The organism is Streptomyces sp. NBC_01306, from assembly GCF_026340465.1.
Taxonomy (GTDB): Bacteria; Actinomycetota; Actinomycetes; order Streptomycetales; family Streptomycetaceae; genus Streptomyces.
In genome coordinates this window covers 3,348,685-3,374,498 of the sequence record NZ_JAPEPC010000001.1, presented here as the reverse complement: position 1 = coordinate 3,374,498, position 25,814 = coordinate 3,348,685, and the positions used below count along the sequence as shown (strand labels likewise).

General features: G+C 72.0%; 25 protein-coding genes. 13 read left to right on the top strand and 12 right to left on the bottom strand.

Annotated elements, in window-relative coordinates; genetic code table 11:
- The first annotated feature begins 80 nt into the window (after positions 1-80).
- From OG385_RS14670 to OG385_RS14655, 4 genes are all read left to right on the top strand, one after another.
- Complete coding sequence (locus tag OG385_RS14670; protein ID WP_266855112.1) at positions 81-866, top strand: ferritin-like domain-containing protein; 786 nt, start codon at positions 81-83, stop codon at positions 864-866.
- The gene (locus tag OG385_RS14665; RefSeq protein WP_266855111.1) at positions 863-1,714 is read left to right on the top strand and encodes a ferritin-like domain-containing protein; all 852 of its coding nucleotides are present in this window, start codon (positions 863-865) and stop codon (positions 1,712-1,714) included. Before OG385_RS14670 ends, OG385_RS14665 begins: the two co-directional genes overlap by 4 nt.
- Positions 1,715-1,852: 138 nt before the next feature.
- A complete protein-coding gene (locus OG385_RS14660; protein ID WP_266855110.1) occupies positions 1,853-2,257 on the top strand; it encodes a cupredoxin domain-containing protein in 405 nt (134 codons plus the stop codon).
- A gap of 85 nt (positions 2,258-2,342) precedes the next feature.
- Positions 2,343-2,828, top strand: coding sequence for a hypothetical protein (locus OG385_RS14655; RefSeq protein WP_266855109.1), 486 nt, complete (start codon positions 2,343-2,345; stop codon positions 2,826-2,828).
- Here OG385_RS14655 and OG385_RS14650 read toward each other — a convergent pair.
- The gene (locus OG385_RS14650) at positions 2,791-4,122 is read right to left on the bottom strand and encodes an MFS transporter (RefSeq protein WP_266855108.1); all 1,332 of its coding nucleotides are present in this window, start codon (positions 4,120-4,122) and stop codon (positions 2,791-2,793) included. The two genes, OG385_RS14655 and OG385_RS14650, sit on opposite strands and share 38 nt — an antisense overlap.
- Positions 4,123-4,188: 66 nt before the next feature.
- Here OG385_RS14650 and OG385_RS14645 point away from each other — a divergent pair, with 66 nt between their 5' ends.
- Both OG385_RS14645 and OG385_RS14640 read left to right on the top strand, forming a co-directional pair.
- Entirely contained in the window at positions 4,189-5,199 is a 1,011-nt protein-coding gene (locus OG385_RS14645) for a LysR family transcriptional regulator (protein WP_266855107.1), read from the top strand.
- Between the two features lie 134 nt (positions 5,200-5,333).
- Positions 5,334-6,857: an alpha/beta hydrolase gene (locus OG385_RS14640; RefSeq protein ID WP_266855106.1), complete on the top strand. Its 1,524-nt coding sequence runs from the start codon at positions 5,334-5,336 to the stop codon at positions 6,855-6,857.
- Between the two features lie 50 nt (positions 6,858-6,907).
- On the opposite strand, the gene OG385_RS14635 is transcribed toward OG385_RS14640, so the two are convergent.
- Positions 6,908-8,497, bottom strand: coding sequence for a peptide chain release factor 3 (locus tag OG385_RS14635; protein WP_266855105.1), 1,590 nt, complete (start codon positions 8,495-8,497; stop codon positions 6,908-6,910).
- A 242-nt stretch (positions 8,498-8,739) separates the two neighbouring features.
- On the opposite strand from OG385_RS14635, the gene OG385_RS14630 reads away from it, so the two are divergent.
- Positions 8,740-9,471: a spermidine synthase gene (locus tag OG385_RS14630; protein WP_266860858.1), complete on the top strand. Its 732-nt coding sequence runs from the start codon at positions 8,740-8,742 to the stop codon at positions 9,469-9,471.
- On the opposite strand, the gene OG385_RS14625 is transcribed toward OG385_RS14630, so the two are convergent.
- The 3 genes from OG385_RS14625 to OG385_RS14615 form a co-directional block, all read right to left on the bottom strand.
- Positions 9,468-10,202 (bottom strand): FAD:protein FMN transferase, encoded by a 735-nt coding sequence (locus OG385_RS14625; protein WP_266860857.1) that lies wholly within the window; start codon positions 10,200-10,202, stop codon positions 9,468-9,470. The genes OG385_RS14630 and OG385_RS14625 overlap by 4 nt on opposite strands.
- Positions 10,203-10,287: 85 nt before the next feature.
- Positions 10,288-10,782, bottom strand: a complete 495-nt coding sequence (locus OG385_RS14620; RefSeq protein WP_266855104.1) for an FMN-binding protein — start codon at positions 10,780-10,782, stop codon at positions 10,288-10,290.
- Between the two features lie 29 nt (positions 10,783-10,811).
- The gene (locus tag OG385_RS14615; protein WP_266855103.1) at positions 10,812-12,206 is read right to left on the bottom strand and encodes a ferredoxin reductase family protein; all 1,395 of its coding nucleotides are present in this window, start codon (positions 12,204-12,206) and stop codon (positions 10,812-10,814) included.
- 210 nt (positions 12,207-12,416) lie between these two features.
- On the opposite strand from OG385_RS14615, the gene OG385_RS14610 reads away from it, so the two are divergent.
- Genes OG385_RS14610 through OG385_RS14600 form a run of 3 tightly spaced genes read left to right on the top strand, consistent with a single transcriptional unit; the run spans position 12,417 to position 15,278 of the window.
- A complete protein-coding gene (locus OG385_RS14610; protein ID WP_323183761.1) occupies positions 12,417-13,202 on the top strand; it encodes a response regulator transcription factor in 786 nt (261 codons plus the stop codon).
- On the top strand, positions 13,199-14,680 hold the full coding sequence (locus tag OG385_RS14605) for a cell wall metabolism sensor histidine kinase WalK (RefSeq protein ID WP_266855102.1): 1,482 nt from the start codon (positions 13,199-13,201) through the stop codon (positions 14,678-14,680). The genes OG385_RS14610 and OG385_RS14605 overlap by 4 nt, the downstream gene beginning before the upstream one ends.
- Before the next feature lie 13 nt (positions 14,681-14,693).
- The gene (locus OG385_RS14600; protein ID WP_266855101.1) at positions 14,694-15,278 is read left to right on the top strand and encodes a flavoprotein; all 585 of its coding nucleotides are present in this window, start codon (positions 14,694-14,696) and stop codon (positions 15,276-15,278) included.
- Between the two features lie 35 nt (positions 15,279-15,313).
- Here the strand turns inward: OG385_RS14600 and OG385_RS14595 are convergent, their stop codons facing one another.
- The 4 genes from OG385_RS14595 to OG385_RS14580 form a co-directional block, all read right to left on the bottom strand.
- On the bottom strand, positions 15,314-16,582 hold the full coding sequence (locus OG385_RS14595) for an ATP-binding protein (protein ID WP_266855100.1): 1,269 nt from the start codon (positions 16,580-16,582) through the stop codon (positions 15,314-15,316).
- 117 nt (positions 16,583-16,699) lie between these two features.
- Positions 16,700-17,869, bottom strand: coding sequence for a peptidoglycan bridge formation glycyltransferase FemA/FemB family protein (locus OG385_RS14590; RefSeq protein ID WP_266855099.1), 1,170 nt, complete (start codon positions 17,867-17,869; stop codon positions 16,700-16,702).
- Between the two features lie 91 nt (positions 17,870-17,960).
- Complete coding sequence (locus tag OG385_RS14585) at positions 17,961-19,352, bottom strand: uracil-xanthine permease family protein (protein WP_266855098.1); 1,392 nt, start codon at positions 19,350-19,352, stop codon at positions 17,961-17,963.
- Entirely contained in the window at positions 19,349-20,500 is a 1,152-nt protein-coding gene (locus OG385_RS14580; protein ID WP_266855097.1) for an aryl-sulfate sulfotransferase, read from the bottom strand. The genes OG385_RS14585 and OG385_RS14580 overlap by 4 nt, the downstream gene beginning before the upstream one ends.
- Before the next feature lie 151 nt (positions 20,501-20,651).
- Here OG385_RS14580 and OG385_RS14575 point away from each other — a divergent pair, with 151 nt between their 5' ends.
- Positions 20,652-21,227: a helix-turn-helix domain-containing protein gene (locus OG385_RS14575; protein WP_266855096.1), complete on the top strand. Its 576-nt coding sequence runs from the start codon at positions 20,652-20,654 to the stop codon at positions 21,225-21,227.
- Here the strand turns inward: OG385_RS14575 and OG385_RS14570 are convergent.
- The 3 genes from OG385_RS14570 to OG385_RS14560 form a co-directional block, all read right to left on the bottom strand.
- The gene (locus OG385_RS14570) at positions 21,202-22,263 is read right to left on the bottom strand and encodes an aldo/keto reductase (RefSeq protein WP_266855095.1); all 1,062 of its coding nucleotides are present in this window, start codon (positions 22,261-22,263) and stop codon (positions 21,202-21,204) included. The two genes, OG385_RS14575 and OG385_RS14570, sit on opposite strands and share 26 nt — an antisense overlap.
- 8 nt (positions 22,264-22,271) lie before the next feature.
- Complete coding sequence (locus OG385_RS14565) at positions 22,272-22,736, bottom strand: MerR family transcriptional regulator (RefSeq protein ID WP_266855094.1); 465 nt, start codon at positions 22,734-22,736, stop codon at positions 22,272-22,274.
- 181 nt (positions 22,737-22,917) lie between these two features.
- A complete protein-coding gene (locus OG385_RS14560) occupies positions 22,918-24,282 on the bottom strand; it encodes an FAD-dependent oxidoreductase (RefSeq protein ID WP_266855093.1) in 1,365 nt (454 codons plus the stop codon).
- Between the two features lie 148 nt (positions 24,283-24,430).
- Between OG385_RS14560 and OG385_RS14555 the strand changes: the two genes are divergently transcribed.
- Positions 24,431-25,114 (top strand): TetR/AcrR family transcriptional regulator, encoded by a 684-nt coding sequence (locus OG385_RS14555; RefSeq protein ID WP_266855092.1) that lies wholly within the window; start codon positions 24,431-24,433, stop codon positions 25,112-25,114.
- Between the two features lie 153 nt (positions 25,115-25,267).
- Entirely contained in the window at positions 25,268-25,723 is a 456-nt protein-coding gene (locus OG385_RS14550) for a hypothetical protein (RefSeq protein ID WP_266855091.1), read from the top strand.
- Positions 25,724-25,814: the final 91 nt, after the last annotated feature.

The following is a 25,814-nucleotide window of genomic DNA, read 5'->3' as shown; positions in this document are numbered from 1 at the left end:
GACGGGGCCTGCGCACACCTCTTGCCCAAGGCTCGGGGGGACACCCGTGCTGTCCGGCGCGGGGAAGGAGATGGGACGCGATGGGTACCGATCACATCGACACCGGGTTGCTGAAGGAGCTGACCGAGCAGTCGCAGGATTTGAACAGCGACGCGCTCCGGGTGACGAACTCCGCTCTGGCGGATTTCGCCGAAACGGCCGAATCTTCGAGCCGCCGCTGGTGGCAGCGCCGGGGCACTCTGCTGGGGGCCGCGGGTGCGGCGACCCTGCTGGGCGCCGGACGCGCGGCGGCAGCGTCGAGCACCGACGTCATGGCACTCCAGACGGCCGCTTCGATCGAGAACCTGGCGGTGAGCGTCTATCACACCGCCGCCGGGCTGCCGTTCATCAAGACCGGCAACAAGACCGTGCTGGCCTTCATCACGAAGACGGCGCAGCAGCACACGGCGCACGCCCAGGCGTTCAACGCCGCCGCCCAGAAGGCGGGCGGCAAGGAGCAGACGGGTACGGACCCGAAGTACGCGGCGGTCGTCAAGAAGACCCTGCCGACGATCAAGAACTCGGCGGACGTGGTCAAGCTGGCCATCACGCTGGAGGACGTCGCGGCGCAGACGTACACCAAGAACATCGGGCAGGTCCACGACACCAGCCTGCGTCAGCTCTTCGCCTCGGTCGCGCCGGTGGAGGCCCAGCACCGCGCCACGCTGCTCGCCGTGCAGGCCCTGCTGGCCGACGGGGACACGAACCTCATCGCGATCCCCACGGACGTCGCGAAGCTTCCCGCCAGCATCGGCAGTGTCGGCTTCCCGGACGCCTTCTACCCCACCAAGATGGCTTCTCCGGTCAGTGAAGGGGCCGTGAAATGAGCAGCACCAAGGGCAGCTGGGAGCTGCCGATCAGCGAGGGCGAGTTGTCCCGTCTGACGAGCGAGATGGACGAGGCCCACCGGGCGACCCTGCCCGTCATGGCCGCGTCCGCCCGTGACCTGTCGGCGGAGCTCAAGGACCTGGGGACCTCCGGTCCCGATCCGGTCCAGGAAGAGCGTTCGCACCTGGCGCGCCGCCGCTTCCTGACCGGCGCAGGTGCGTCGGCGGCCATGCTGGCGCTCGCCGCGTGCGGCGGGAAGACGTCCACCACGCCGACCGGGGCGGGCGCTTCCGCGTCCACGTCGGCCAGTGCTTCGGCGTCCTCGTCGGGCGGGGCCTCCAAGTACACCGGCGACCTGAAGGTCGTCGCGCTGTCGGTGGCCCTGGAGAACCAGGCCGTCGCCGCCTACCAGGCGGCTCTCAAGGCGGCCAACGCGGGCAAGCTCGGCAAGGTGCCGCCGGCGATCGCGACGTTCATCCAGACCGCGATGGCGCAGCACAAGGACCACGCCGACGCGTGGAACGGCGTGCTCTCCAGCGCGGGCAAGCCCAAGATCACCGATGTGCCGCTCTCCGACCAGCCCGCTGTCACCAAGGCGCTCGGCCAGGTCAAGGACGTCACGGGGGTGGCCAAACTGGCGCTCCAGCTGGAGGACCAGGCCACGGAGACCTATGTGTTCGCGACGTACAACGTCAAGAGCCTGGGCGGGGTCAACACGGCGGCGACCATCGCTCCGGTCGAGGCCATGCACGCGGCGATCCTGCACTACGTGCTGGGCCAGTACCCGGTGCCGGACGCCTTCATCGGTACGAAGAAGGCCGCCAGCCCCAGCCTGCTGACCGTCTGACGCCGTCCGCCCGACGGCCCGCAGCCCGTCCGACCACGGTCCGCCCGTCCCCTTCCGGCTCCCCGGCCAGGTGCGTAAACTCCCCCCACGCGCCTGGCCGGGGCCGGGGCGGCCGCCCCGACGAACACCGGAGGCACCATGCTCACCCGAAATCGCAGGCCGCGTGTGGCGGTCGCCGTAGCCGCGCTGTGCATGCTGACCGCTGTCACCAGTTGCTCGGACAGCGGATCGAAGTCCTCGTCGTCGACGTCCACCAAGCCCACGACCGCGGCGTCCACGGCGAGCGGCAGTGGCACCCAGATCACGATCAAGAACTTCAAGTTCACGCCCGCCGCCCTGACCGTCGCCCCGGGGACGAAGATCACGGTGACGAACAAGGACTCGACGACCCACACCCTGACGGCCACCGGCAAGAAGGCGTTCGACACGGGTGACATCGCCGCAGGGAAGACGGTCACCTTCAAGGCGCCGTCCGCCAAGGGCAATTACCCCTATATCTGCACGATCCACCAGTACATGAAGGGCACGCTGACGGTCAGCTGACCCGACAGCGATATCTGCCCCGTACGCCGTCACACATCCGCCTCGCCCTCACGTACCCGCTCACCGTGCCGGGAAGGGACCCCCCATGCCGTCCGATCCCTCACTCGCCGCGCCGCCGGACACCGGCAGTCCGGCCCGCCGGCCCCTGCGGGTGCTGCTCTGTGTGCTGGCCGCCGCCGGGCTGGCCGTCGACGCCTATGTGCACGCGAAGCTCGCCGACCGCTACGACCCCATTTCGGCGAGCATCAGCCAGGGCACGCTGTTCCGTATCGAGGCCGGGGTGGCCGGTCTCGCGGCGCTGCTCGTGCTGGTCTGGCGCCGCGCCGTGTCCGACGCGTTCGCCTGGCTGGTCGCCGCGGGCGGTCTGGCGCTGCTGCTCGTCTACCGGTACATCAACGTCGGCAAGCTCGGACCGGTGCCGAACATGTACGAGCCGGTCTGGTTCTGGGACAAGAAGCTCGTGGTGATCGCGCAGGCCGTGACCATCGTGGCGACCAGCCTGCTGCTGCTCACCGGCTCCTACCGGCGCCGCTTCACCGCACGCCGCCGGACCCGTCGCCGGGTCGAGTGACAGCGGACGGCTCGGCCGCCGGTTCTGCGGATCGCGCGGACGCTTCGGCGGGCCGCGGGGGCTGCGCGGCCGACGGTCCCGGCCGGGCCGCGGTCCGTACCCAGCGCAGTGTCACCGCGCTGAGCAGCGCCACCGCGACCAGGCAGCCGCAGTAGAGCGTGAGGCCGTTCCACGCCCCCGCGGAGTACGCGATACCGCCCACGGAACCGCCGACCGCGCTGCCGATGTAGTAGAAGAACAGATAGACCGCGGCGCCCTGCACCCCCAGCACGGTGGACCGCCCGCCGACCCAGCCGCTGGCCACCGCGTGGGCCGCGAAGAAGCCCACGGTGAAGATCACCAGGCCGGGGATGACGGCGCCGAGCTGCGGTACGAGCATCACCGCGAGCCCCACGAGCGTCACGAGCAGCGCGGGCAGCAGCACACGGGGCCGGCCGAACCGGTCGACCAGCCGGCCCGCGGCGGCCGACGAGAACGAACCCGCGGTGTACGCGATGAAGAGCAGCCCCGCCGTCGTCTGGGACAGGTTGAACGGCGCGTCGATCAGCCGGAATCCCAGGTAGTTGTAGACGGTGACGAACGCGGCCATCGCTACGAAGCCGATCAGATACAGCCTGAGCAGGGCGCTGTCCGGCAGCGCGCGGCCGATCGCGGACGCGAGCGCGCGCGGCCGGGCCTCCCGGCGTACGAAGCGTACGGACGCGGGCACCGTCAGATGGAAGACCACGGCGGAGACCGCGGCCACCGCGCCCACCGCGCCGATCGCCCAGCGCCAGCTGCCGGTCAGATCCAGCACCCCGTCCGCGACGAGCCGGCCCGCCATTCCGCCGATCCCGTTGCCCGCCACATAGAGCCCCATGGCCTGGCCGAGCGACTCGCGGTGCACTTCCTCGGACAGATACGACATCGCCGTCGCCTGGAGCCCGGCGAGCGCGAGGCCCTGGAGCACCCGGAAGACCAGCAGCGTCGGGTAGTTGGGCGCGAAGGCCGCCGCGATACCGAGCAGCGCGGCCGCGCCCAGCGACAGGCTCATCATCCCGGTCCTGCTCCACGCGTCGGAGAGGGCGGTCAGCGGCACCACGGCGATGGCCATGGCCGCGGTGGAGACCGAGATGGTCAGCGACGAGGCCGCGGGGGACAGGCTGAAGTGGGAGGACAGGGCGGGCAGCAGGGCCTGGACGCAGTACAGCGTCATGAACGTGGTCATCCCGGCGGCGAAGAGCGCTCCGGTGGCCCGGCGGAAACCGGGTGTCCCCCGCGTGTGCGCGGCAGGCGATATGAGCGGGTCAGTCACCGGACGACGGTAGGCCGGGCGCCGTTCATGCGTCCAATGCATGGATGCCCGATATATGTTCCGTATATGGAACGCAAGGTATCCGGGGAACGCATGGACCGCATGGACCGCATGGGCCGTATGGAACGCATTGACCGCATGGAACGGGCCGCTGTGCAGCACCTGCCGGCTCCGCTGCTGGGGATGTGCCCCGATCTCGTACGGTTCGTGACGGTGGCCGGGCTTGAGCATCTCTCCGCCGCGGCGAGCGAGCTGGGCACCCCGCAGTCGACCGTCAGCCGCAGCGTCGCCCGGCTGGAGGCGGCCGTCGGCACCCCGCTCTTCGACCGGGAGGGCCGGGGGTTGCGGCTGACCCGGCAGGGCCGCGCCTTCCTGGCCCGGGTGCAGCGGGGCCTGGAGGAGATCGCGACGGGCTGCGAGGAACTGCGGCTGGCCACCGACATGCCGGGCACCGTCGCCCTGGGCTTCCTGCCCGCGCTCGGTTCGGCCCCGGTGCCGCTGCTGGTCAGCTGGTTCCGGGACCGGCACCCGCAGGTCCGTTTCCAGCTGGTCCAGGACAATGCGCAGGGGCTGCTCGACCGGCTGCGGGCGGGCGAGGTCGATCTCTGCCTGACCTCGCCGCTGCCCGACGAACCGGGCATCACCACCCTGCCTGCCGCCGCCGAACCGCTGAGTCTCGTCGTCCCGGCCGGCCACCGGCTGGCCGGGCGGGGCAGGGTCCGGCTGGCCGAGGCGGAGCACGAGGACTTCGTGATGGCCGCATCCGGCTACGGTCTGCGCCGCCTGGTCAACAGCCTCTGTGCCGCCGCCGGTTTCCCGCCGCGCGTCGCGTTCGAGGGCGCCGAGATCGCCACCATCCGCGGCTTCGTCGCGGCGGGCCTCGGGGTCGCGGTGCTGCCTCCGTCACCGGTCCGGGTCTCCGGCCTCGTGGACCTGCCGCTCGACGACCCGGGGGCCTCCCGCACGGTCGGCCTGACCCGGGTGACGGCCCGCAACCCCACCCCGGTCGTCAGCGACTTCATCGACCTGGTGCTGAGCCGGGCCGAGGAGTGCTTCGGCGGCCCGGCGCCGGCCTGAGCCCGTCCCGTACGGCGCCTGGGCGCGTCCCGTTACGGCTTCGGAGCCGGGGGTTGCCAGCCGGGGGTTACCCCCACTCGCGGCGTCGTGCCAGTCGTATGGGCACAGTGATCAGGTTCAACAACCCTTGTCCCATGACCAGTTACGCCCATCAGGGCCTCTTCCGCACACTGTCCGCGACCGCCGTGGCCGCCGCTCTCACCGCCACCGCCGTCCCCGCCGCGCACGCCGGGACGGCGTCCACCGCCAAGTCCGCGCCGGTCCCCGCACTCACCTGGCGGGCCTGCGCCCAGCCCGGTGGCCCCGCCGGCCAGGAGTGCGCCGAGCTGCCCGTACCGCTCGACTACCACCGTCCGGACGGGCCGCAGCTCACCCTCGCGGTGTCCCGGCTGCGCAGCGACCGGCCGTCCGAGCGACGCGGGACGCTCATCGTGATCCCCGGGGGGCCCGGCGGGTCCGGGGCGCAGCGGCTGACGGAGAAGGGGACGGCGCTGCGCGGGCAGTTGGGCGGCGCGTACGACCTCGTCAGCCTCGATCCGCGCGGGGTGGGCGGCAGTACGCGGGCGAGCTGCGGGCTCGACGCGGCCGACCGGCATCTGGTGACGGTCCGGTCCTGGCCCGCGGCGGACGGCGGGATCGCCGAGAACACCGCGAGAGCCCGGCGGACCGCCGAGGCGTGTGCCCGCAACGGCGGCGCTGTCCTGCGCAGCCTGACCACGGCCAACGAGGTGCGCGACATCGACCGCTTCCGGCAGGCGCTGGGCGAGGAGAAGCTGTCGGCGTGGGGGGAGTCGTACGGGACGTACGTGGGCGCCGAGTACGCGCAGAAGTACCCGCAGCACACCGACCGCTGGGTCCTCGACAGCAACGACGACCCCGACCCGTCGCGCGTCGCCCGTGGCTGGCTGGCCAACATGGCGGTCGGCGTGGAGGACCGGATGCCCGACTTCGCGGCCTGGGCCGCCGATCCCGCCAGGGATGGCGACGGGCTGCGACTGGCCCAACAGCCCGATGAGGTAAGGCCGTTGTTCCTCGCGCTGGCCGCGAAGCTGGACCGGGAGCCGAAGGAGACGACCAGCCCGGGTGTCCCGCTCACCGGCACCCTGCTGCGGCAGGCGTTGCAGACCGCGGTCGAAAGCGACGACGGGTTTCCGCAGCTGGCCCAGCTGATCAAGGCCGCGCAGGACCCGGCCGCGACGCCCGTCCTGACGCCCGGTCTCTCCCAGGCCATACCCGACGAGGACGCGGCGGTGGCGATCGGGGTGATCTGCAACGACGTGCGCTGGCCGGACCCGGTCTCCTCGTACGGGCCCGCGGTGGCCGCCGACCGCGCCGCGCACCCGCTCACGGCGGGGATGCCGGTGAACATCACGCCCTGCACCTTCTGGAAGGACGCACCGGCCGCGCCGCCCGCCCGGATCACCGACCGGGGTCCGTCGGACATCCTGATGATCCAGAACCGCCGGGACCCCGACACCCCGTACTCCGGCGCCCTGAAGATGCGCGCCGCGCTCGGCGGCCGGGCCCGGCTGGTGACGGTCGACAGCGGCGGGCACGGCTCCTATCTGGGCACCGGGAACGCCTGCGGGGACCGCACCGTGACGCGGTTCCTCACCACCGGGCAGCGGCCGGAGCACGACACGGAGTGCGCGGACTGAGGATCGCCGCCCCTGTCGCCTGCCCCGGTCGCGCCTGGCAGCCGTGTGCGTCAGTCGTGCGCGGCCAGCAGGTGGTCGAGGCGGGCGTCCGGGAAGGCCCGCTGGAAGGAGTTGGCCTGCCACTTGTCCGGGAACAGCGCCAGCACCTCCTTGTCGCGGACCCGGGTCAGCGCCTCGCCCTGGACCAGCCGTGCGCTGTTCAGGGCCTCGCCGCCGGCCGCGTCCGTGGACCTGGCCAGGTGGTACGGCAGGAACTCCAGCCGTACGGGAGAGGAGAACTCGCCCGCCATCCGGTGTGTCACCACGTCGAACTGCATGGGCCCCACCGCCGCGAGCACCGGCGACTGGTCCCCGCGCCGGTCCGACACCAGCACCTGGACCACGCCCTCCTCGTCGAGCTGGGCGATCCCGCGCCGGAACTGCTTGGAGCGGCTGATGTCGACCGGGCGTACGGCGGCGAAGTGCTCCGGCGCGAAGGTCGGCATCGGCGGGAACATGGCGGGCGGCCCGTCGTACAGGGTGTCGCCCACCCGGAGCGCCGCCGCGTTGCCCAGGCCGACGACGTCGCCCGGGTAGGCGGTGTCGACCATGGAGCGGTCCTGGCCGAAGATGCTGTGCGCGTACTTGGTCGCGAAGGGCTTCCCGGTCGCGGCCCGGGTGACGGTCTCCCCCCGCTCGAAGACCCCCGAGCACACCCGCAGGAACGCGATGCGGTCCCGGTGCGAGGGGTCCATGTTCGCCTGGACCTTGAAGACGAGCCCGGAGAAGGGCGCGTCGACCGGGCGGGCGCCGCCGCCCTCCGTCTCGCGGGCGTGCGGTGCCGGGGCGAGATCGACGATGGCGTCGAGGAGCAGCCGTACACCGATGTTGGAGACCGCAGCACCGAAGAAGACCGGCGTCGACGTGGCGCCCAGGAACGACTCCGCGTCGAACTCGGCGCCCTCGGCCTGGAGCAGCTGGAGCTCCTCGGTGGCCTGCTCCCAGCGGTCGCCCTCCTCGGTGGCCGCCTGCTCGGCCGTGATGAGCTCCTCCTCGGCCTGGTGGGCGCCGCCGGGCGTGCGGGTGTAGCGCAGCATCTGCTCGGGCGAGCGCGCGTCGATCAGGCCGCGCATCTCACCGGCCTCGCCGACCGGCCAGGTCACCGGGGTGGGCCGGACGCGCAGCTCGCGCTCGATCTCGTCCAGCAGCTCCAGGGCCTCCCGGCCCGGCCGGTCCCACTTGTTGACGAAGGTGATCACCGGGATACGGCGGTGCCGGCAGACGTCGAAGAGCTTACGGGTCTGCTCTTCGAGCCCCTTGGCCGCGTCGATGAGCATCACCGCGCAGTCGACCGCCGCGAGCACCCGGTAGGTGTCCTCGGAGAAGTCCGCGTGGCCGGGGGTGTCGAGGAGGTTGAGCACATGGCCGCGGTGGTCGAACTGGAGCACCGCCGACGTCACGGAGATACCGCGCGCCTTCTCCATCTCCATCCAGTCGGACGCGACCGCGCGCCGCCCCGACTTTCCGTGCACGGCGCCCGCCTCGGTGATGGCGTGCGCGTGCAGGGCCAGGGCCTCGGTGATCGTCGACTTGCCCGCGTCGGGGTGGCTGATGACCGCGAAGGTCCGCCGCCTGGCGGCCTCGCCCGCCACCCCGCTCACACCGGCTCCGCCGGGGGAGTCCCCATTGCCCGCGGAAGTCCCGTACGTCTGCACCCTCGCCACCAGTCCCTCGTCCGTCCGAACCACCAGTGTGCGGCAAGCCGCCACCCGGCCGGGACCGGAGTCCGGTGCGGGACGGCCGGGGCCGCCCGCTGTGGGACCCTCCAGGGGCGCCTGGAAGGGCCGTGGCCCCCCTGGCCGTGGACATGAACGTCATGCGCGATATGAGCAAGGACAGCGGGATGAGCGCACGTTTCGAGGAAATCGACTGGCAGCCCACGCCCATGGGCGACATCAGTCTGCGGCGTAGGCGGGACCCGGCGTCGGGCGACGACGTGTACGAGGTGAAGCTCGGGGACGAGTTCCTGATGTCCAGCCTCTTCACCCTGGGTGAGACCGAGCTCACCCGGCTCGGCCTGGCGGACCTGCCCGGCACACCGCTGGATGTCGCCGTGGGCGGTCTCGGCCTCGGATACACGGCGCGGGCCGCGCTGGACGACCCACGGGTGGCTTCGCTGCTGGTGGTCGACACTCTGGGCGAGGTCATCGACTGGCACCGGCGCGGTCTGGTCCCGCTGGGCGCCGGGCTGGCGTCGGACGACCGCTGCCGACTGGTCAGGGGCGACTTCTTCGCGCTGGCCGCCGGCCCGGACGGCCTGGACCCCGAGGCGCCGGGCCGCCGCTTCCACGCCATCCTGCTGGACGTCGACCACTCACCGCGCCATGTCCTGCACCCCAGCCACGCGGCGCTCTACGGCCCGTCCGGGCTGCGCGCCCTCGCCGGCCTGCTGCACCCCGGCGGTGCTTTCGCCCTGTGGTCGAACGACCCGCCGGACGCGGAGTTCGGCGCCGTACTCGCCGAGGTCTTCGCGCATACGGAGGCGCACGTGGTCACCTTCGGCAACCCCCTCCAGGGGGGAACGTCGACCAACACGGTCTATGTGGGGCGCAGGGACAGCGATACGGAGGCTTAGTAACGGGGGTCCGCTCTGCCGGGGAAGCCCGGTGTGGTGTGCGTGCGGCCGTCGGTGGTGACGGTGAGCGCCTCGTATCCGTCGAGGCCCGCCAGCCAGGCGGGCGCCGCCTCGCCCATGGCGAAGGCGGCCGTCGCGTACGCGTCGGTCAGGGCCAGACCCGGTCCGGTCACGGTGACCGACGCGTAGGGGCCGGTCACCGGTGCGCCGGTGTACGGGTCGAGGATGTGGACGCCGCGCTCGGCCGTGCCGGAGGTGGCGACGGCCAGGTCGCGGCCGGTGACCGTGGCCGCCGGCCGGCCGGGGCGCAGCGGGTCGGCGATGCCGATGCGCCACGGGGTGCCGGGAGAGGACTCGCCGCGCAGCCGGATGTCGCCGCCGCCGTTGACGCAGGTGTTGTACGCGCCCGCCTCCCACAGGGTCCGTGAGGCGGCCTCGGCAGCCCAGCCCTTGACCAGGCCGGAGGGGTCGAGCGTGCCGTCCGCCACGGTGCTGAACCAGCCTTCGCTCAACCGGAAGGCCTTCGAGCACAGTTGGAAGACCTCAAGGACGTCGGGCGGGCAGTCCGCGACCGTGGTCTCACCGCGGCCCAGCCGGCTGATGGCACTGTCCGGGCGGTAGGTGGAGAAGACCTCGTCGACCTCGTGCAGTCCGCGGACCGCCCGCGCCAGCGCCCGGTGGATCGCGGTGGTGGCCGGGTCGCGGATGTCGAAGGAGAACACCGTGCCCATGACGTGGACGACATGGCGCAGTACCGGGCGGCGGCTGCTGCCGGGCATGTTGTTGCCGGGTATGTCGTCGTCAGCCATGTCGTTGTCAGGCACCGGACTTGTCCAGTGCGCTCTGCAGGGACTGCATATAGCCCTGGCTGGTGTAACTGGCCCCCGATACGGCGTCGATGTGCGCGCTGTTGGCGCCCACGGCCTCCTGCGTGAGGCGGGGCAGGGCGTACGAGGCGATCTGCTGGTCCCTGCCGTTCTGGTCGGGCGCCCGGAGGATCCGTACCCCGGTCAGGCGGCCCCCGGTGACGGTGGCAGCCACCTGGACGGTGCCGTACTGCGTGTCGACCGGGTCACCGGTGTACGTACCGGTGGCGCCCGTCTTGGCCGTCCCGCCGGTCTTGGCCGTCCCACCGGTCTTGGCCGTCCCGCCCGTCGTACCTGCCGTGCTCGGCGAACTGGCCTGTGGGGCCGCGCTCTTGGAGGTGCGTGGTGCGACGCCCGCCAGGGCGGGTGACTGGTGCGGCTTGAGTGACAGCAGCGCGACGACCAGGGCGCAGGACCCGGCGCTGACCAGGAGGGTCCGGCGCATGGCAGTTCTCCTCATTGATCCTGATCCCCTCAGAAGGCGAACGATTCGTGGTGGATGCGGCGCCCCGGGACCCCCGCTTCCCGCAGCGACCGGACCGCGGTCTCCGTCATTCCGGGCGGCCCGCACAGATACACGTCGTGCTCGGCCAGACCGGGGACCAGCCGGGCCAGCGCCTCCGCGGTGAGCGGGACGGAAAGGTGGGCGGGCTCGTCGACGACGTAGTGGACGACGGCGTGCCGGTGCGCGGCTATCGCGTCGAGCTCGGAGCGCAGGGCCAGATCCTCGGCCCGCCGGGCGAGATAGACGAGGGTCACCCGGCCCGGCAGCGTCTCGAACAGGGTCCGCAGCGGGGTGATGCCCACGCCCGCCCCCAGGAGCAGCACCTTCGCGCTGGTGCGGCGGTCCGCGGTGAAAGCGCCGTACGGGCCCTCCGCCCAGACCCGGGTGCCGGGTGCCAGCCGCGCGAGGGCGGCGCTGTGTCCGCCCGCGGCCTTCACGGTGATGCGCAGCGAGCCGGAGTGGGCGGGTGCGGAGAGGGAGTACGGGTTGGCCGTCCACCACAGGCCCGGCGTGAGGAACCGCCAGCGGAGGAACTGGCCTGGCTGAGCGGCGAGTTCGTCCAGCCGGGCACCGGTCAGGTAGACGGAGACGACGCCCGGCGCCTCGGGCCGCACGGCGGTGACGCGCAGCCGGTGCCGGAGCCCACGGCGTACGGGCACGGCGAACCGGAACCAGACGAGCAGCGCGGCGACACCGAGGTACAGGGCGTACCAGGCGATCTGTGCCGGGCGGTTGGCGACGAAGTCGGCGCCGTTGGAGAGCTGGTGGCCGAAGGTGAGGAAGACGGCCAGATAGGTGGCGAAGTGGAGGTAGTGCCAGGTCTCGTAGCTCATCCTGCGCCGGGCGGCGCGGGCGGAGAGGATGCCGGTCACCACGAAGAGCAGGAATCCGGCGGTGCCCTTGAGGAGATCGGGGTAGTGCAGGACCAGGGTGGACGTCTGGCTCACGACGTCCGTGTGGGAGGCCAGCGAGTAACCCCAGATGATCATCAGGGTGTGGGTGAGTGCGAGCGACACCGTGAACCGCCCGCCCGTGGCGTGCCAGCGGGCCAGCCTGTCCGTGCCGATGCTGCGGTCCAGGGCGGGTATCCGGGCCATCAGGGCCAGCAGGACAGCCAGGGCGTACCCGGCGAGCAGGCCGGTGATCCGGCCCGCGTTGGTCAGCCACCCCGACAGCCCGACGACGGCGTTCGTGTCGCTCCACCACATGGCGAGCACGCCGGCGGCTCCGGCCCAGATCAGCAGGGGCGCCAGGACGGGGAGGACGCTGCGCCGTGCGCGCCGGTGGCGCAGACCGTGGCGCACGCCGCCGTCGGCGGTGGCGGTGCCGGTGCCGGTATGGGTGTCGTCGAAGGTGGTGGCCATGTCCCTCCTCGGTCGGTTCGCTCCGGTCGCCGGACGCGTAGGCCGGTCGGACGGGCCAGACTGGCAGCGGATTCTCTGCGTACCTTCTGAAGCGGCCCCCGAGGCGGGCGGCGGAGCCGGAATCCCTGGGGACACGGAGCCGGATTCATAGGGAACACAGAGGGAACCCGCCCCGCGCGCGGCCCGGCTGCGGGGCATCCTGGGAGGACCATGAACAGCGACGACGTCCCGCGGACCGGCCCGGCCACCCCCGCCGGGTCCGCACCGCACGGCCCCGACCAGCCGGTACTGCGGCGCCCGGACGGAGCGGCGGTCCGCGTCCTGGTCGTGGACGACGAGCCGGACCTGACCGACGTGCTGACCGGGGCCCTGGGCTCGGAGGGGTGGGACGTGCGCAGCGCCGCCGACGGCGCGTCCGCGCTCGCCGCGGCCGATGACTTCCGCCCCGACGCGGTGGTCCTCGACTGGATGCTCCCCGACATGGACGGACTGCACGTCCTGCATGAGCTGCGCGCCCGTCTCACCGGGGTCTGTGTGCTCTTCCTGACCGCACGCGACGCGGTCGAGGACCGGATCGCGGGCCTCACGGCGGGCGGCGACGACTACGTCACCAAACCGTTCAGCCTGGAAGAGGTGCTGGCCAGGCTGCGCGGGCTGCTGCGCCGCGCGGGAATGGCCGCGGAGCCCGAGGGGAACTGGCTGACGGTCGGAGACCTCAGGATGGACGAGGACGCCAGGGAGGTCAGGCGCGGCCACGACAGCATCGACCTCTCACGCACCGAGTTCGAGCTGCTGCGGTTCCTGCTGCGCAATCCGCGCAGGGTGCTGTCCAAGGAGCAGATCCTCGACCGCGTCTGGGCGTACGACTTCGGCGGCCGTGCGCACATCGTCGAGCTGTACATCAGCTATCTGCGCAAGAAGATCGACGCGGGCCGGGCCCCGATGATCCACACGGTGCGGGGAGTCGGCTACGTACTCAAGCCGGACCAGTCGTGAGACGGCTGCCCCCGCACACCCTGCGCGGCCAGCTCACCGCCGGGCTCGTCGTCCTGCTCGCGGTGGCCTGCGCGGCCGTCGGCATCACCACCGCCCTCGCACTGCAGGGTTTCCTCGTGGGCCGGCTCGACCAGCAGCTCACCGCGTCCGGGGGCCGGTTCGCGGCCAGCCTCGAACACGAGAAGCACCCCGACGCGGACAACCGCCCCGACACCCGGGGCCAGGCCGAGGGCACGTTCGGCGCGCGGCTGCTGAAGGGGACGGCCACCAGCGCGGCCGTGGTGCACGACGAGGCCGACCGCCCGGTCCCGCTGACCGCCGCCGACCGCCGTACGCTCGCGGCCCTGCCCGCCGACGGCACCGGCCACAGCATCCGTCTGCACACCCTCCACCGCTACCGGGCCGCCGCCACCCGCGGCGACGACGGGGACGTCCTGGTCACCGGGCTGCCGCTGCACCCCGTCGAGGAGACGGTCCACCGGCTCGAAGCCGTGGAGGCCGCCGTGTTCGTGGCCGCCCTGCTGGCGACGGGCGTGGCGGGCGCCCTGTGGGTGCGGGTCTCGCTGCGCCCCCTGCGCCGGGTGACCACCCGCGCCGCCGCGGTCGCCCGGCTGCCGCTCGCCAGCGGCGAGGTGGCCATGCCCGAGCCGCTGGCCGTCACCGATCCGCGTACCGAGGTCGGCCAGGTCAAGACCGCGCTCAACCAGATGCTCGGGCACATCGGGAACGCGCTCGCCCAGCGCCAGGCGGGCGAGGAACGGCTGCGGCACTTCGCGGCGGACGCGAGCCACGAACTGCGCACCCCGGTCGCCAACGTACGCGGCCACTCCGAACTCGCCCTCCGGCACCGGGGCCCCGTACCCCCCGAGGTGCGGCACGCACTGGAGCGCATCCACTCCGAGTCCCACCGGATGACCCGCCTCGTCGACGACCTGCTGCTCCTCGCCCGGCTGGACGCGGGCCGCCCGCTGGAGCGCGAACAGGTCGATCTCACCCGGCTGGTACTCGACGCGACGGACGACGCACGGGCCGCGGGCCCCGGCCACCGCTGGCTGCTCGACCTGCCGGAGGAGCCCGTCACGCTCACCGGCGACACCCACCGGCTCCAGCAGGCGTTCGGCAACCTCCTGGCCAACGCGCGCACGCACACCCCGCCGGGCACCGAGGTGACCGTACGGCTCAGCACGGTGGAGGCGGGCATCGAGCTGAGCGTGCACGACACCGGCCCGGGCATTCCCGAAGAGCTCAGGCCCGAGGTGTTCGGCCGCTTCGTCCGCGCCGACCACAGCCGCTCCCGCACGACGGGAAGCACGACCGGCAGCACCGGCCTCGGCCTGGCCATCGTCCATGCGGTGGTCACCGCACACGGCGGCACGGTCGACGTCAGCAGCAGCCCCGGTGACACCACGTTCCGGGTGGTCCTGCCCACCCGGCCCGACACCACCGGAGTCACGCAGACTGGTCCCGCAGCGCATTGACGAGGGGGACCACATGAGAGAACAGCCCGCACAGCCCGGCGGGACGCCCCCGCCCGACGGGACGCAACAGCCCGACCGGCCGAAGAGGCCCTTCCTGTACGTGGTGGTCTGCGCGTCCGGCATCGCGGGCGGGGTGGGCCGACTGATCACGGCCGCGCAGGAGCGGGGTTGGGACGTCGGCGTCGTCGCCACCCCGCAGGGGCTCGGCTTCATCGACGCGGACGCGGTGGTGGCACAGACCGGCTACCCGATCAGGTCCGCCTGGCGCGCTCCCGGCGACCCGCGCCCGCTGCCGCCGGCGGACGCCGTCGCGGTGGCGCCCGCCACGTTCAACACGATCAACAAATGGGCGGCCGGTATCTCGGACACCCTGGCGCTCGGCATCCTCTGCGAGGCCTACGGCGCGGGCATCCCCACCGTCGTACTGCCCTGCCTGAACGCGGCCCAGGCCGCCCACCCCGCGTACCGCCGGAGCGTCGACGCACTGCGTGACATGGGCGTCCTGTTCAGTGCGTACGATCCGGGTCCGCCCGGGGCCACGAAAGCCACCTCCGGGTTCCGCTGGACCGAGGCCCTGGAGCTGCTCGGCGGTCCCTGAAGCGCTGCCGCCGGAGCGCGCCATGCGGTGGCGGGTCAGGTGCGGCCGTAACGGACGGTGTGGTCGGCGAACTCCAGGGCCATGTCCGCAGTGACGGTGGGCCGGGTGCGGCTGATGGTGCGGAGGTAGTCGTCGGTGGTGGGCCGGGCCCTCTCTCCGGTGTCGAGGGTGCGCTCGAAGACGGCCTGGGCGACCGTACGGGCGGCCTGCTTGATGTCGGCCGGAGTGAATCCGTCGCTGGCGTCGGCCAGCACGGACATGTCGGTCTCGCCCCCGGCCTTGGCGGTGTACCCGGCCCACAGCGCCTTGCGGGCCTCATGGTCGGGCGGTCCGACGGGCAGGACGTAATCGAACCGCCCATGGCGCAGGAACGCCGGATCGAGAGCGGCGACGGCGTTGGTGGCGCAGATGAGCAGCCTGCCCTCGCGCCGGCGGAAGCGCACGATCGCCTTGAGGAGTTCGTTGACGACGCCGATCGCTGCGGGGTCGGCGCGATTGCGCGCACTGGCGACCTCCTCCACCTCGTCGATGAAGACCAGCGCATGGTCGAGCCGGCCGATCTCGTCGAAGCGGCGGCCCAGCCCGTTCGCCAGCCCGTCCTCCAGCGCGAGCCGGGAGGGAAAGAGCTCCACGAACGGCCAGCCGAGCCGGCCCGCCACGGCCTTGGCGAAGGTGCTCTTTCCGGTGCCCGGCGGCCCGAACAGCACAACGGCCTGCGGGGGTTCGACGCCGTGCTGCTCGGCCACGTCGGGGTTGGCCAGCGGGAGCACCAGCCGGCGCTCGATGAGCCGTTTCTCGTCCACCATGCCCGTGAGCTGTTCCCACAGCCCGGTCGCGGGAGTCGTCGCGCCGAGCGAGGACAGGGCAGCGGAGCCCTGCGCCGTCGCCGAGCGCACCTTCTCGAAGTACGTCAGCCCGCGGTGCGGGCGGAACCCCGAGTTGCCGAGCGCCGTGGCACCGGTCTCCTCATCGGGCAGCACCGCTGCGATGATCCTGGATCCGGCAGCCTGCAACCGCTGCTCCAGGGCGGTGAGCAGCGCGGTGCCGAGCCCCAGATTGCGCCAGCCCGGATGCAGTGCGATGCGCAGCACCCACGCCCGGTCCCCGTCCACGCGGCCCACGGCGGCCCCCACGAGATGCCCGTCGGCCACCGCGACGACGCTGGGATTCTGCGCCTGCAGCGCGGCGACGGTCTCCGACAGACGGAAGACGGGCTGCTGATCGCTGGTCGTGCTGTCCCCGTCGAGGCGCACCACGGCTTCCAGATCGTCCGGAGTGAAGTCCCGTACGTGCCAGCCGCCCATGATCAAGCCCTCGGAGGTCGCGTTTGCTTTCCCGCGTGCTTCCATCATCGTCCGCGCGCCGCCCGATCGCCCGTTCTGGGCGGTTCCGGGCTGTTCCGGAACCGGGCGCACCCGGCCTCAGCGCCGGGACATGTACAGGTCGAGGGCCTTGTGCAGGAAGCGGTTGAGGGGGAAGTCCCACTCGCCCAGGTACTCGGCAGCGTGACCGCCGGTGCCGACCTTGAAGCGGAGCAGGCCGAGCAGGTGGTTGCTCTCCTCCAGGGTGTCGGTGATGCCCCGCAGGTCGTAGACGCCGGCACCGAGTGCGTGTGCGTCGGACATCATGCGCCACTGGATGGCGTTGTTCGGCTGGACTTCGCGCTTTCTGCCGGTGGACGCGCCGTAGGAGTACCAGACGTGCTCGCCGACCGTCAGCATCGTGGCGGCCGCGAGGACTTCACCCTCGTGGTGGGCCAGGTAGAGCCGCATCCGGTCGGGGTCCTCGGCGGTCAGTACGGTCCACATCCGCTGGAAGTACGCGAGCGGACGGGGGATGAACCGGTCCCGGGCGGCCGTCTCGACGTAGAGGTCGTAGAAGGCGGACAGGTCTGCGTACTCACCCCGTACGACCGTGACTCCGGCCTTCTCGGCCTTCTTGATGTTGCGCCGCCACTGCTGGTTGAGGCCCTTGTGCACCTCGTCCAGCGAGCGCCCCGCGAAAGGCACCTGGAACACGTAGCGCGGCTGGCCCGCCGCGAAACCGTCCTCGCCGCCCGGCTCGGTCTGCTGCCACCCCATCCCGCGCAGCCGGTCGGCGACGTCGAGGGCCCGGGGATCGTGCCAGGTCGGGGCGGCGTCCCGCAGCCGCCCGGCCGCCGGATCGGCGATGGCGGCCTTGACCGCATCGGTGTCCCAGAGCCGGGCGACCACGGGCGGCCCCATCTTCACCGAGAACGCCCCCTGCCGCTTCAGATGCGACAGCATCGGCTTCAGCCACCGCTCCAGATCGGCCGCGTGCCAGTCGATGACCGGGCCCTCGGGCAGATAGGCGAGGTAGCGCCTGAGTCTGGGCAGCGGTCTGAACAGCACCAGCCCCACTCCGACGAGCCGGCTGTCCGCCCGCTCGTCCGTCCCGTCGTCCGCCCGCTCGTCCGTCCAGCCGTCCGTCTCGAACCAACCCAGGCTCTCCGCCCGCCAGTCCGGCTTCACGTCCCCCCACGACGGCACCTGCATATGGCTCGCAGAAGGCCGGGCCCTGATGAAAGCCAGGTGTTCTTCGCGGGTGATGCTCTTCAGCCGAAGGCTCATGCGCAACGCTCCTCTGCCCGGGACGCCTCTCCCGAGGCGTACGGCCCGTCTGTCTCTCCGTACGCACCATGTCAAGGCCACGGACCCTGTGTCAGCGGGCGCCACGCCGCAGGGCCGGGCCCGGATCAGCGTCCGGCCCCCGTACCCGTTCCCCCGTACCGCCCTCCCGTGCGGCGAAGCGCCGGAAGAGCGGGTGGAGCAGTACGGCGGTGAGTGTGCCCGCCACCACGCCGCTGCCCAGGATCGTCCGGGCCCAGCCGGGGAAGCCCTGGTAGATGTCCGGTGCGACCACCGGCAGCAGGCCAGCGGTGAGGGACAGGGCGATCACCGTGGAGTCGGCCGTCGCGCCGGGGGCCGTGCGTCCCAGCATGGCGATGCCCATCGCCGCGATGATCCCGTAGATCACCAGCGATGATCCCCCGACGACCGGCGCCGGTATCCCGGCCGGCAGCCGCGACAGAGGCGCGAACAGGCCGACCACGACGAGCAGGGCACCCGCCCCCGCCGTGACGAAGCGGCTGCGGACTCCGGTCAGCCGGACGATTCCGATGTTCTCCGAGCTGGTCACCAGCAGCGACGTACCGAACAGCCCGCCGAGGAGCGAGACCAGCGCATCGGTCGATGCGACGCGCGGTACATCGCGTCCTGGGTCGGAGACCCGGCCCACCGTCTCGCTGTTCAGGACGGTCTGGCCGGTGATCTCCGCGAGGGTCGTGAGGCTGAAGACGAGCAGCGGCAGCGCGGCCACCACGTCGAAGTGCGGTGCTCCGTACGGAAGGAGGCGCGGGAGGGACAGACCGCCGCCGCCTCCGCCGGGGGGTGCGAAGTGGCCCAGGCCGGTCGTGACGGCGATGACGGTGCCGGCCCCCATCCCGAGCAGCACCGCGGTCTGCCGCCAGACCCCGCGGAGCAGCAGCAGGAGCAGCAGTGTGCAGCCGATCGTCGCGGCGGCCAGTACGACCGCCGACGGTGCGGCGTACCCGGCGGTCCCGGGCAGGCCGGTGATCAGCTGGGCGCCGACCCTGATCATGCCGATGCCGATCAGTAGCACGGTGACGCCCATGACCAGCGGCGGGAAGAGGCGCACGATCCTGGCGTAGAACGGCAGCACGGCACCCAGCAGCGCAGCCGCGAGGAGGACCGCCCCGGTCGCGGTGGCCGGGCCGTGGTCCTTGGCGGTCTGGAGGAACAGCGCCGTCGCCGCCCCGCCGGGCAGCATCACGAACGGCAGCCGCGCCCCGGCCTTCCACACCCCGAGCGACTGCAGAAGGGTCCCCGCGCCGCACAGCACGAGAGTGGCGCTGAGCAGGGACGCGGTGCGCCCGGGGCCGAGGCCGAGGGCCTGGCCGGTCAGGAACACCGTCGACACGGGCGAGGCCACCATGGCCAGGACGTGCTGCGCGGACAGCGGGGCCAGCCGGCGCAGCGGCAGCCGTTCGTCGACGGCGTCGAGGCGGCCGGGCGGGAGACCGGCGGTCGTCACGGGGTGGCCCCCGCGTCCAGCCAGGGCAGCTCGTCGGCGGAGTAACGGTACGCGCGGAAGACGGCGTTGGGCTCGGACGGGAACAGGCCGCGCACCTCGGACTCCCGGTATCCGCCGAAGTACGGGACGACGTACTCCCAGCACAGGTATCCGTCGGGCGTCACCTCGAAGAGCCGGCCCGAAGGGGAGTCCGTGACCAGGGTGTTGCCGCCCGCGAGGCGCTGCGCACTGCCCATGAACGGCGCGAAGAACGACTCCCGGGCCGGGTCGTGGTACTCCCACACGATCTTTCCCGACGACCGCTCGATCTCGATGACACGGGAGTACGGCACGTCCGATCCGGGCCGGAAGACTCCGTTGTCGAACACCAGCAGACCGCCGTTGGCCAGCTCGGTGGGCGCGTGCTGCTGCGAGACGGTGCCGGGGGCGGTCCGCCACAGGATCTCGCCGGTCTCGCGGCTGATGACGACGACGGCCGAGACGCTGCGCAGACTGGCCAGGATGGTGCCGTCGGCGAGCGGGGCGACGCTGTTGATCAGGGGCCAGTGCTCGCGCGCGTAGTCGGGGTGCAGCGGGTACTCCTCGCGGTCGAGGTGCTCGGAGGCCCGCCACGACCAGCGTACGGAGCCGTCCGCGCCGACTTCCCGGATCGTGTCCGCCCAGACCGTGCCGTCGGCCGCCTCCGAACCGGGCACTCCGCCCCGTACGGCGTCCGCGTCCGCGCCCCGCAGGGGTTCGAGCGCGGTGTAGAGGATGCGGCCGTCGCCGATGTGGTGGGCGTCGTGGTGCTGGAGCGGGTCCCGGTACTCGCGCAGCACGGTGCCGTCCGGGGCGGCTTCGAGCATCACGCCGCCCCGGTACTTGTGCCACATGGGGAAGAGCGCCGGCTCGCCGGGGAGCACGCCGTTGTAGGCGAGGTTCCCGTTGGCCAGGACGCGCGCGTGCCGGCCGGGCCGGTAGGGCAGCTTCCACTCGTGGACGACCGTGCCGTGCAGGTCGATCAGGTACACCTCGCCGGTGCCGGTGAGCGGGGCGAAGAGGGTGTAGCCGCCCGCGGAGGCGTCGGGGTCGAGAGCGATCAGGCCGGTGCCGCGGCGGCGGCGGGTGTTCTGGTCGACCGGTGACGTACGCGTACGAGCCGTTGACATAGGACCCCTCCATGAAACTTTCTTTGATGTGGTCAATCTCCTTAGAAGCTAGAGCCGGAGTGTTGCGGCGCTGTGAAGGGCGTACGAAGTCATCGGCAGGCTGCGAGATGATGAGAAGCGGCACAGCGGACCGGAGACGAGGGAGCACGACGTGACAGCCGAATCGCCCGCCCTCCGGATCGGACCGGGCATCCGCAGGCGGCGCAGGGCTCTGGACCTCACGCTCGCCGAGGTCGCCGCTCTCAGCGGTCTGTCGTCGCCTTTCCTCAGCCAGATCGAGAACAACCGGGCCCGCCCCAGCATGCGTTCGCTGCAACTCATCGCGGACGCGCTGGAGACGACTGCCGTACAGCTCCTGTCGGCCGCCGACTCCCCGCGCCGGGTGGACGTCGTACGGGCCGACGCAGACCCCGGCCTCGACGCGACGGCGCGCGTCCGCCCGCTGGTGCGCGGCCACCAGCAGATGCACGCACTGGAGTTCACCGGTGACCACGACGAGAGCCGCGAATTCGAGCACCGCAACGACGAGTTGATGTACGTCGCCGACGGCACGGCCGAAGTCGAGGCCGAAGGCCGTACGTACCAACTGGGCCGGGGCGACACGCTCTTCCTCACCGGCGGAGTGCGGCACCGCTGGCGGGCACGGGAGGAGGGCACGCGGGTGCTGCTCGTGGCCGTGGCCGACCACGTCGGGACCGGGCCTACGCCTCCCGGCCCACGGACGTGATGGACATGTCCGCGTAGCGGTCGCCCGCCACCTGGCCGGCGATCGGCTCAAGGCGCGCCAACTCGTCGTCCGTCAGCGTGATCCGGGTGGCCGCGGCGTTCTCCAGGAGGCGGCTGCGCTTGCGGGTCCCGGGGATCGGCACGACGGTCAGGCCGTGCGCCCGGGCCCGCTGCTGCACCCAGGCCAGCGCGATCTGCGCCGTGGTGGCGCCGCGGGCGGCCGCGATCTCGTGCAGCGGTGCCAGGAGAGCGGCGTTCGCCTTGGCGTTGTCGCCCGTGAAACGCGGCAGCAGCTGCCGGAAGTCGCTGCCGGAGAGGTCCTTGTCCGAACCGGTGATGGCACCGGTCAGCAGCCCCCTGCCGAGCGGCGAGTACGGCACGAAGGCCACCCCCAGCTCGGCGGCCGCGCCCACCGCGCTGCGCTCGACGTCCCGGCTGAAGACCGACCACTCCGACTGGAGGGCGGCGATCGGGTGCACGGCGTGCGCCTCGCGCAGCTCGGCGCCGGTGACCTCGCTCAGGCCGAGGTGCCTGACCTTGCCCTCCTGTACCAGTTCGGCCATGGCGCCGACGGAATCGGCGAACGGGACGGCGGGGTCGCGGCGGTGCATGTAGTAGAGGTCGATGACATCGACGTCCAGGCGGCGCAGGCTCGCCTCGACGGCCTTCCTGATGTACACCGGATCGTTCCGGATGGCCCGGTAGGCCGGGTCGTCGGCGCGGTACTCGAAGGCGAACTTGGTGGCCAGGGTGATCTCGTCACGGTGCGCGGCGACGAACGGCGCGAGGAACTCCTCGTTGGTGCCGGTGCCGTACATGTCGGCGGTGTCGATGAGGGTGACGCCCGCCTCGACGGTGGCCTCCAGGGCGTCGCGGGCCGCCGCGGCGTCCGTCTCCCCGTAGACGGCGCTGATGCCCATGGCGCCGAAACCCTGGACGCCGACGAGGGGGCCGCCGGTGCCCAGCTCGACCTTGCGTATCTCGCGGACCGGTTCGGTGGCGGTGGCGGTGGTGTTTGTCCCGATGGCGTTGCTCATGATGATGCTCAGGCCCTTTCCGACGCCGTGCCGGCGCCCGCATAAAATCGGATCTTGGAGTCCAGTACGGCGAGGGCGCCTTGCAAGTCCGCGATGCGCGCGACGACTTCCTGCCGGGTCTGCTCCAGAATCCGCTGCCGTTCCTGGTAGGTGACCTCGCCCCGGAGGACCAGCTCCGCGAAGCGGACCATGTCGGCGACCGGCATGCCGGTCAGCCGCAGTTTGCTCACGAAGGCGAGCCAGTCCAGGTCCCTGTTGTCGAAGCGGCGCTGGCCGGTGTGCGACCGCTCCACGCGCGGCATCAGACCGATCTGCTCGTACCAGCGCAGGGTGGGCGCGCTGAGCCCGGTGTACGCGACGACTTCGCTGATCGTGTAGCGGTCCTGGCCGTCGGGGAGCGGGTGGGCCGGTCCGACGGACAGGCAGTGGTCCACGGGTGGGGCCTTCACGGGGGTGCTCTCGGTCACCGTCATGACGGCCACGCTAGAACGTTCCAGTGCACTTGAAGCAAGCGCGTTGTGCGCAGAGCCTCTTGGGGCCTGCCGGTCCGGCGGACCGGACAGCAGCGGGCGGCCGGGTGCCACCGCGTCGGTATTCGTTCACGACACGTGGCACCCGGCCGCCCGCGGGTGCTGTCAGGGCGCGCGCTGTCTGTCAGGCGCCGCTGTGGCGGAGCATGTCCTCGCGCTCGACGACCTTCACGCGCTCGCGGCCCTCCGCGTCGCCCAGGCTCCGCTCGTGGCTGTCGAGCTGGTGCCAGCCGTCCCACGTGGTGTAGCGGACGCCGCGCTCCGCCAGGAAGGCGGTGACGGCATCCGGGTCCGGCAGGCCGGCGCCGGGGAGGCGCCCGGCGGCGTGGTCGTCGAGGAGGCAGGCCACGGTCTCGTTGGCGTCGCCCTTGGTGTGGCCGATGAGCCCGATCGGGCCGCGCTTGATCCAGCCGGTGACATAGACGGCGGTCTGGTGGCTGCCGTCGGCGGCCAGCACGCGCCCGGCCTCGTGGGGGACGGTGCCGGAGGCCACGTCGAAGGGCAGCTTGGGCAGCTCGTCCGAGCGGTAACCCACCGCGCGGTAGACGGCCTGGACATCCCAGTCGGTGAAGCGGCCGGTGCCGCGGACGTTGCCGGTGCCGTCCAGCTCGGTGCGCTCCGTACGCAGCCCGACCACGCGCCCGTCCTCGCCGATGATCTCCTCCGGGGACTCGAAGAAGTGGAGGAAGAGCTTGTGCGGGCGGTCCCCGGCGTCGCGGATGGCCCAGTTCTCCAGGGTGGAGGCGACCATGTTGGCCTGCTTGTCACCGCGGCGGGTGGCGATCGAGCCCTCGTCGTAGTCGATGTCCTCGGGGTTGACCACGACCTCGATGTTCGGCGAGTGGTCGAGCTCGCGCAGCTCCATCGGGCTGAACTTGGCCTGCGCGGGTCCGCGGCGGCCGAAGACATGGACCTCGGCGGCCTTGTTCTGCTGGAGCCCGGCGTGCACGTTCGGCGGGATCTCGGTGGGCAGCAGCTCGTCGGCGGTCTTGGCCAGGATCCGTGCCACGTCCAGGGCGACGTTGCCCACCCCGAGCACGGCGACCTTCCCGGCCTCCAGCGGCCAGGTGCGCGGGACGTCGGGGTGGCCGTCGTACCAGGAGACGAAGTCCGCGGCGCCGAACGAGCCGTCCAGGGCTATCCCGGGAATGTCCAGGGCCCGGTCCGCCATCGCGCCGGTGGAGAAGACCACGGCGTCGTAGAAGCGGTGCAGGTCGTCCAGCGTGAGGTCGTTGGGGTAGTCCACATTGCCGAAGAGCCGTATCTGAGGCTTGTCCAGCACCTTGTGCAGCGCGGTGATGATGCCCTTGATCCGCGGGTGGTCCGGGGCGACCCCGTAGCGGATCAGCCCGAACGGTGCGGGCATCCGCTCGAACAGGTCGATGGAGACGCCCGGGGTCTGGGCGGCGTCGGACTTCAGCAGGGCGTCGGCGGCGTAGATACCGGCCGGGCCGGCACCGACGATCGCGACTCGGATGGGACGAGACATACGGGACGTTCCTCCAGGCAACGCGGACAGACGGGTCGACAGGCCCGCCAGGCGTGTCGTCCGAAAGCATATGGCACCAGGTGACAGAATCCCCTGGCTGCCCACGGTACGGTCCGCCGGTAAGCCGTCCCGCCCAGGAGGAACCCGTATGCAACCCAGCCCGGCCGAACGCACCGCGTCCGCCGGCCTGCGCGCCCGCAAGAAGCTCCGGACCCGCGACGCGCTCTGCCACGCGGCCCTCGACCTGTTCGGCTCCCGCGGCTTCGACGGCACCACGCTGGACGACATCGCGGCCGCGGCCGATGTGTCCAAACGCACGTTGCTGCGGTACTTCACGGGCAAGGAGGACGTGCTGCTCGCGGTGTTCCGGGAGCTGGCCGTACTCACCCTGCGCGAGCTGGACCGCAGGCCCCCGGAGGAGCCGCCGCTGGCCGCGCTGCGCGAAGCCACGCGCCGCGCCCTGACCGAGGTGACGCGGGCCGGTCCCGAGTACCGCTCCACGCCGGCCTGCCTCGCCGTACTGCACCTCGTGGCCGTCACACCCGGCCTGCTCGTCTCCCTCCACCGCGTCCTGCTGAGCGAGCAGGACGCACTCGCCGGGATCCTCGCCGCGCGGGAGCACCTCGCGGACCCGGCCGACCCGCGGCCCCAGCTCCTGGTGTCGATGCACGCCTGCGCCATGACGGTCGCCGCCCGCACCTGGCAGGCGAGCGGCAGCCGCGACCTCGACACCCTGCTGCACCTGATCGACCTGTGCCTCGACAACCTCAGCTCAGCGGCCGGAGGGCCGTGGGCGGGGTCACCGGTGGACCGGGGGCTGGCCGGGGTGTGACGGCGGTTGGCCGTACGTAACCACGCGATTACGGGACGACGGGATTACGGATCGATTCACCCGAATGGCCCTGCCCGGCTGGTGGCGGAAGCCGTGGAGGCGGAGTGTCGGGGCCACGCCGGAACGCCCGACTACCCGGCGAAGGAGGCTCTCATGGCTCAGTCCGCAGCCCCCTCCGGGGGGCCCACACCTCACCACACGCAGCCCGGCAGGGGCAGCGGCAGTGCCTGGGCGAGTGGTGGAACCCTGTTCGCCGGTGTGCTGCTGTTCGTGGACGGCGTGCTGGGTGTGCTCAACGGCGTGGTCGGCATCGCGAAGGACAGCGTCTACACACGGGTCGGCCACTACGCGTACGAGTTCAACCTGACCGCCTGGGGCTGGATCCATCTGGCCATCGGCGTGCTCCTCATCCTCACCGGCCTGGGCATTCTCCGGGGTGCCCCCTGGGCCCGCTGGCTCGGCGTCTTCATGGCCGGGATCAGCGTCATCGCGAACTTCATGTGGCTGCCGTACCAGCCGATCTGGGCGTTCATCGCCATCGCGATCGGCGTTTTCGTGATCTGGTCCCTCCTGACGGACCACCACCACGGAAGGGCGCCTGCTCGGTGAATGCGGGAAAGGCCGAGTTCCACGGAAAGCCCCGGGCCTGTGGCCCGGGGCTTTCCGGTGGGACCTGAACGACCGGCGCCGGCATCAGCCG

Coding starts and splice junctions, on each gene's coding strand:
- OG385_RS14670 (WP_266855112.1), top strand. CDS start 81: ATGGGTACCGATCACATCGACACCGGGTTGCTGAAGGAGCTGACCGAG.
- OG385_RS14665 (WP_266855111.1), top strand. CDS start 863: ATGAGCAGCACCAAGGGCAGCTGGGAGCTGCCGATCAGCGAGGGCGAG.
- OG385_RS14660 (WP_266855110.1), top strand. CDS start 1,853: ATGCTCACCCGAAATCGCAGGCCGCGTGTGGCGGTCGCCGTAGCCGCG.
- OG385_RS14655 (WP_266855109.1), top strand. CDS start 2,343: ATGCCGTCCGATCCCTCACTCGCCGCGCCGCCGGACACCGGCAGTCCG.
- OG385_RS14645 (WP_266855107.1), top strand. CDS start 4,189: ATGGAACGCAAGGTATCCGGGGAACGCATGGACCGCATGGACCGCATG.
- OG385_RS14640 (WP_266855106.1), top strand. CDS start 5,334: ATGACCAGTTACGCCCATCAGGGCCTCTTCCGCACACTGTCCGCGACC.
- OG385_RS14630 (WP_266860858.1), top strand. CDS start 8,740: ATGAGCGCACGTTTCGAGGAAATCGACTGGCAGCCCACGCCCATGGGC.
- OG385_RS14625 (WP_266860857.1), bottom strand. CDS start 10,202: ATGGGCACGGTGTTCTCCTTCGACATCCGCGACCCGGCCACCACCGCG.
- OG385_RS14620 (WP_266855104.1), bottom strand. CDS start 10,782: ATGCGCCGGACCCTCCTGGTCAGCGCCGGGTCCTGCGCCCTGGTCGTC.
- OG385_RS14615 (WP_266855103.1), bottom strand. CDS start 12,206: ATGGCCACCACCTTCGACGACACCCATACCGGCACCGGCACCGCCACC.
- OG385_RS14610 (WP_323183761.1), top strand. CDS start 12,417: ATGAACAGCGACGACGTCCCGCGGACCGGCCCGGCCACCCCCGCCGGG.
- OG385_RS14600 (WP_266855101.1), top strand. CDS start 14,694: ATGAGAGAACAGCCCGCACAGCCCGGCGGGACGCCCCCGCCCGACGGG.
- OG385_RS14595 (WP_266855100.1), bottom strand. CDS start 16,582: ATGGGCGGCTGGCACGTACGGGACTTCACTCCGGACGATCTGGAAGCC.
- OG385_RS14590 (WP_266855099.1), bottom strand. CDS start 17,869: ATGAGCCTTCGGCTGAAGAGCATCACCCGCGAAGAACACCTGGCTTTC.
- OG385_RS14580 (WP_266855097.1), bottom strand. CDS start 20,500: ATGTCAACGGCTCGTACGCGTACGTCACCGGTCGACCAGAACACCCGC.
- OG385_RS14570 (WP_266855095.1), bottom strand. CDS start 22,263: ATGAGCAACGCCATCGGGACAAACACCACCGCCACCGCCACCGAACCG.
- OG385_RS14565 (WP_266855094.1), bottom strand. CDS start 22,736: ATGACGGTGACCGAGAGCACCCCCGTGAAGGCCCCACCCGTGGACCAC.
- OG385_RS14560 (WP_266855093.1), bottom strand. CDS start 24,282: ATGTCTCGTCCCATCCGAGTCGCGATCGTCGGTGCCGGCCCGGCCGGT.
- OG385_RS14555 (WP_266855092.1), top strand. CDS start 24,431: ATGCAACCCAGCCCGGCCGAACGCACCGCGTCCGCCGGCCTGCGCGCC.
- OG385_RS14550 (WP_266855091.1), top strand. CDS start 25,268: ATGGCTCAGTCCGCAGCCCCCTCCGGGGGGCCCACACCTCACCACACG.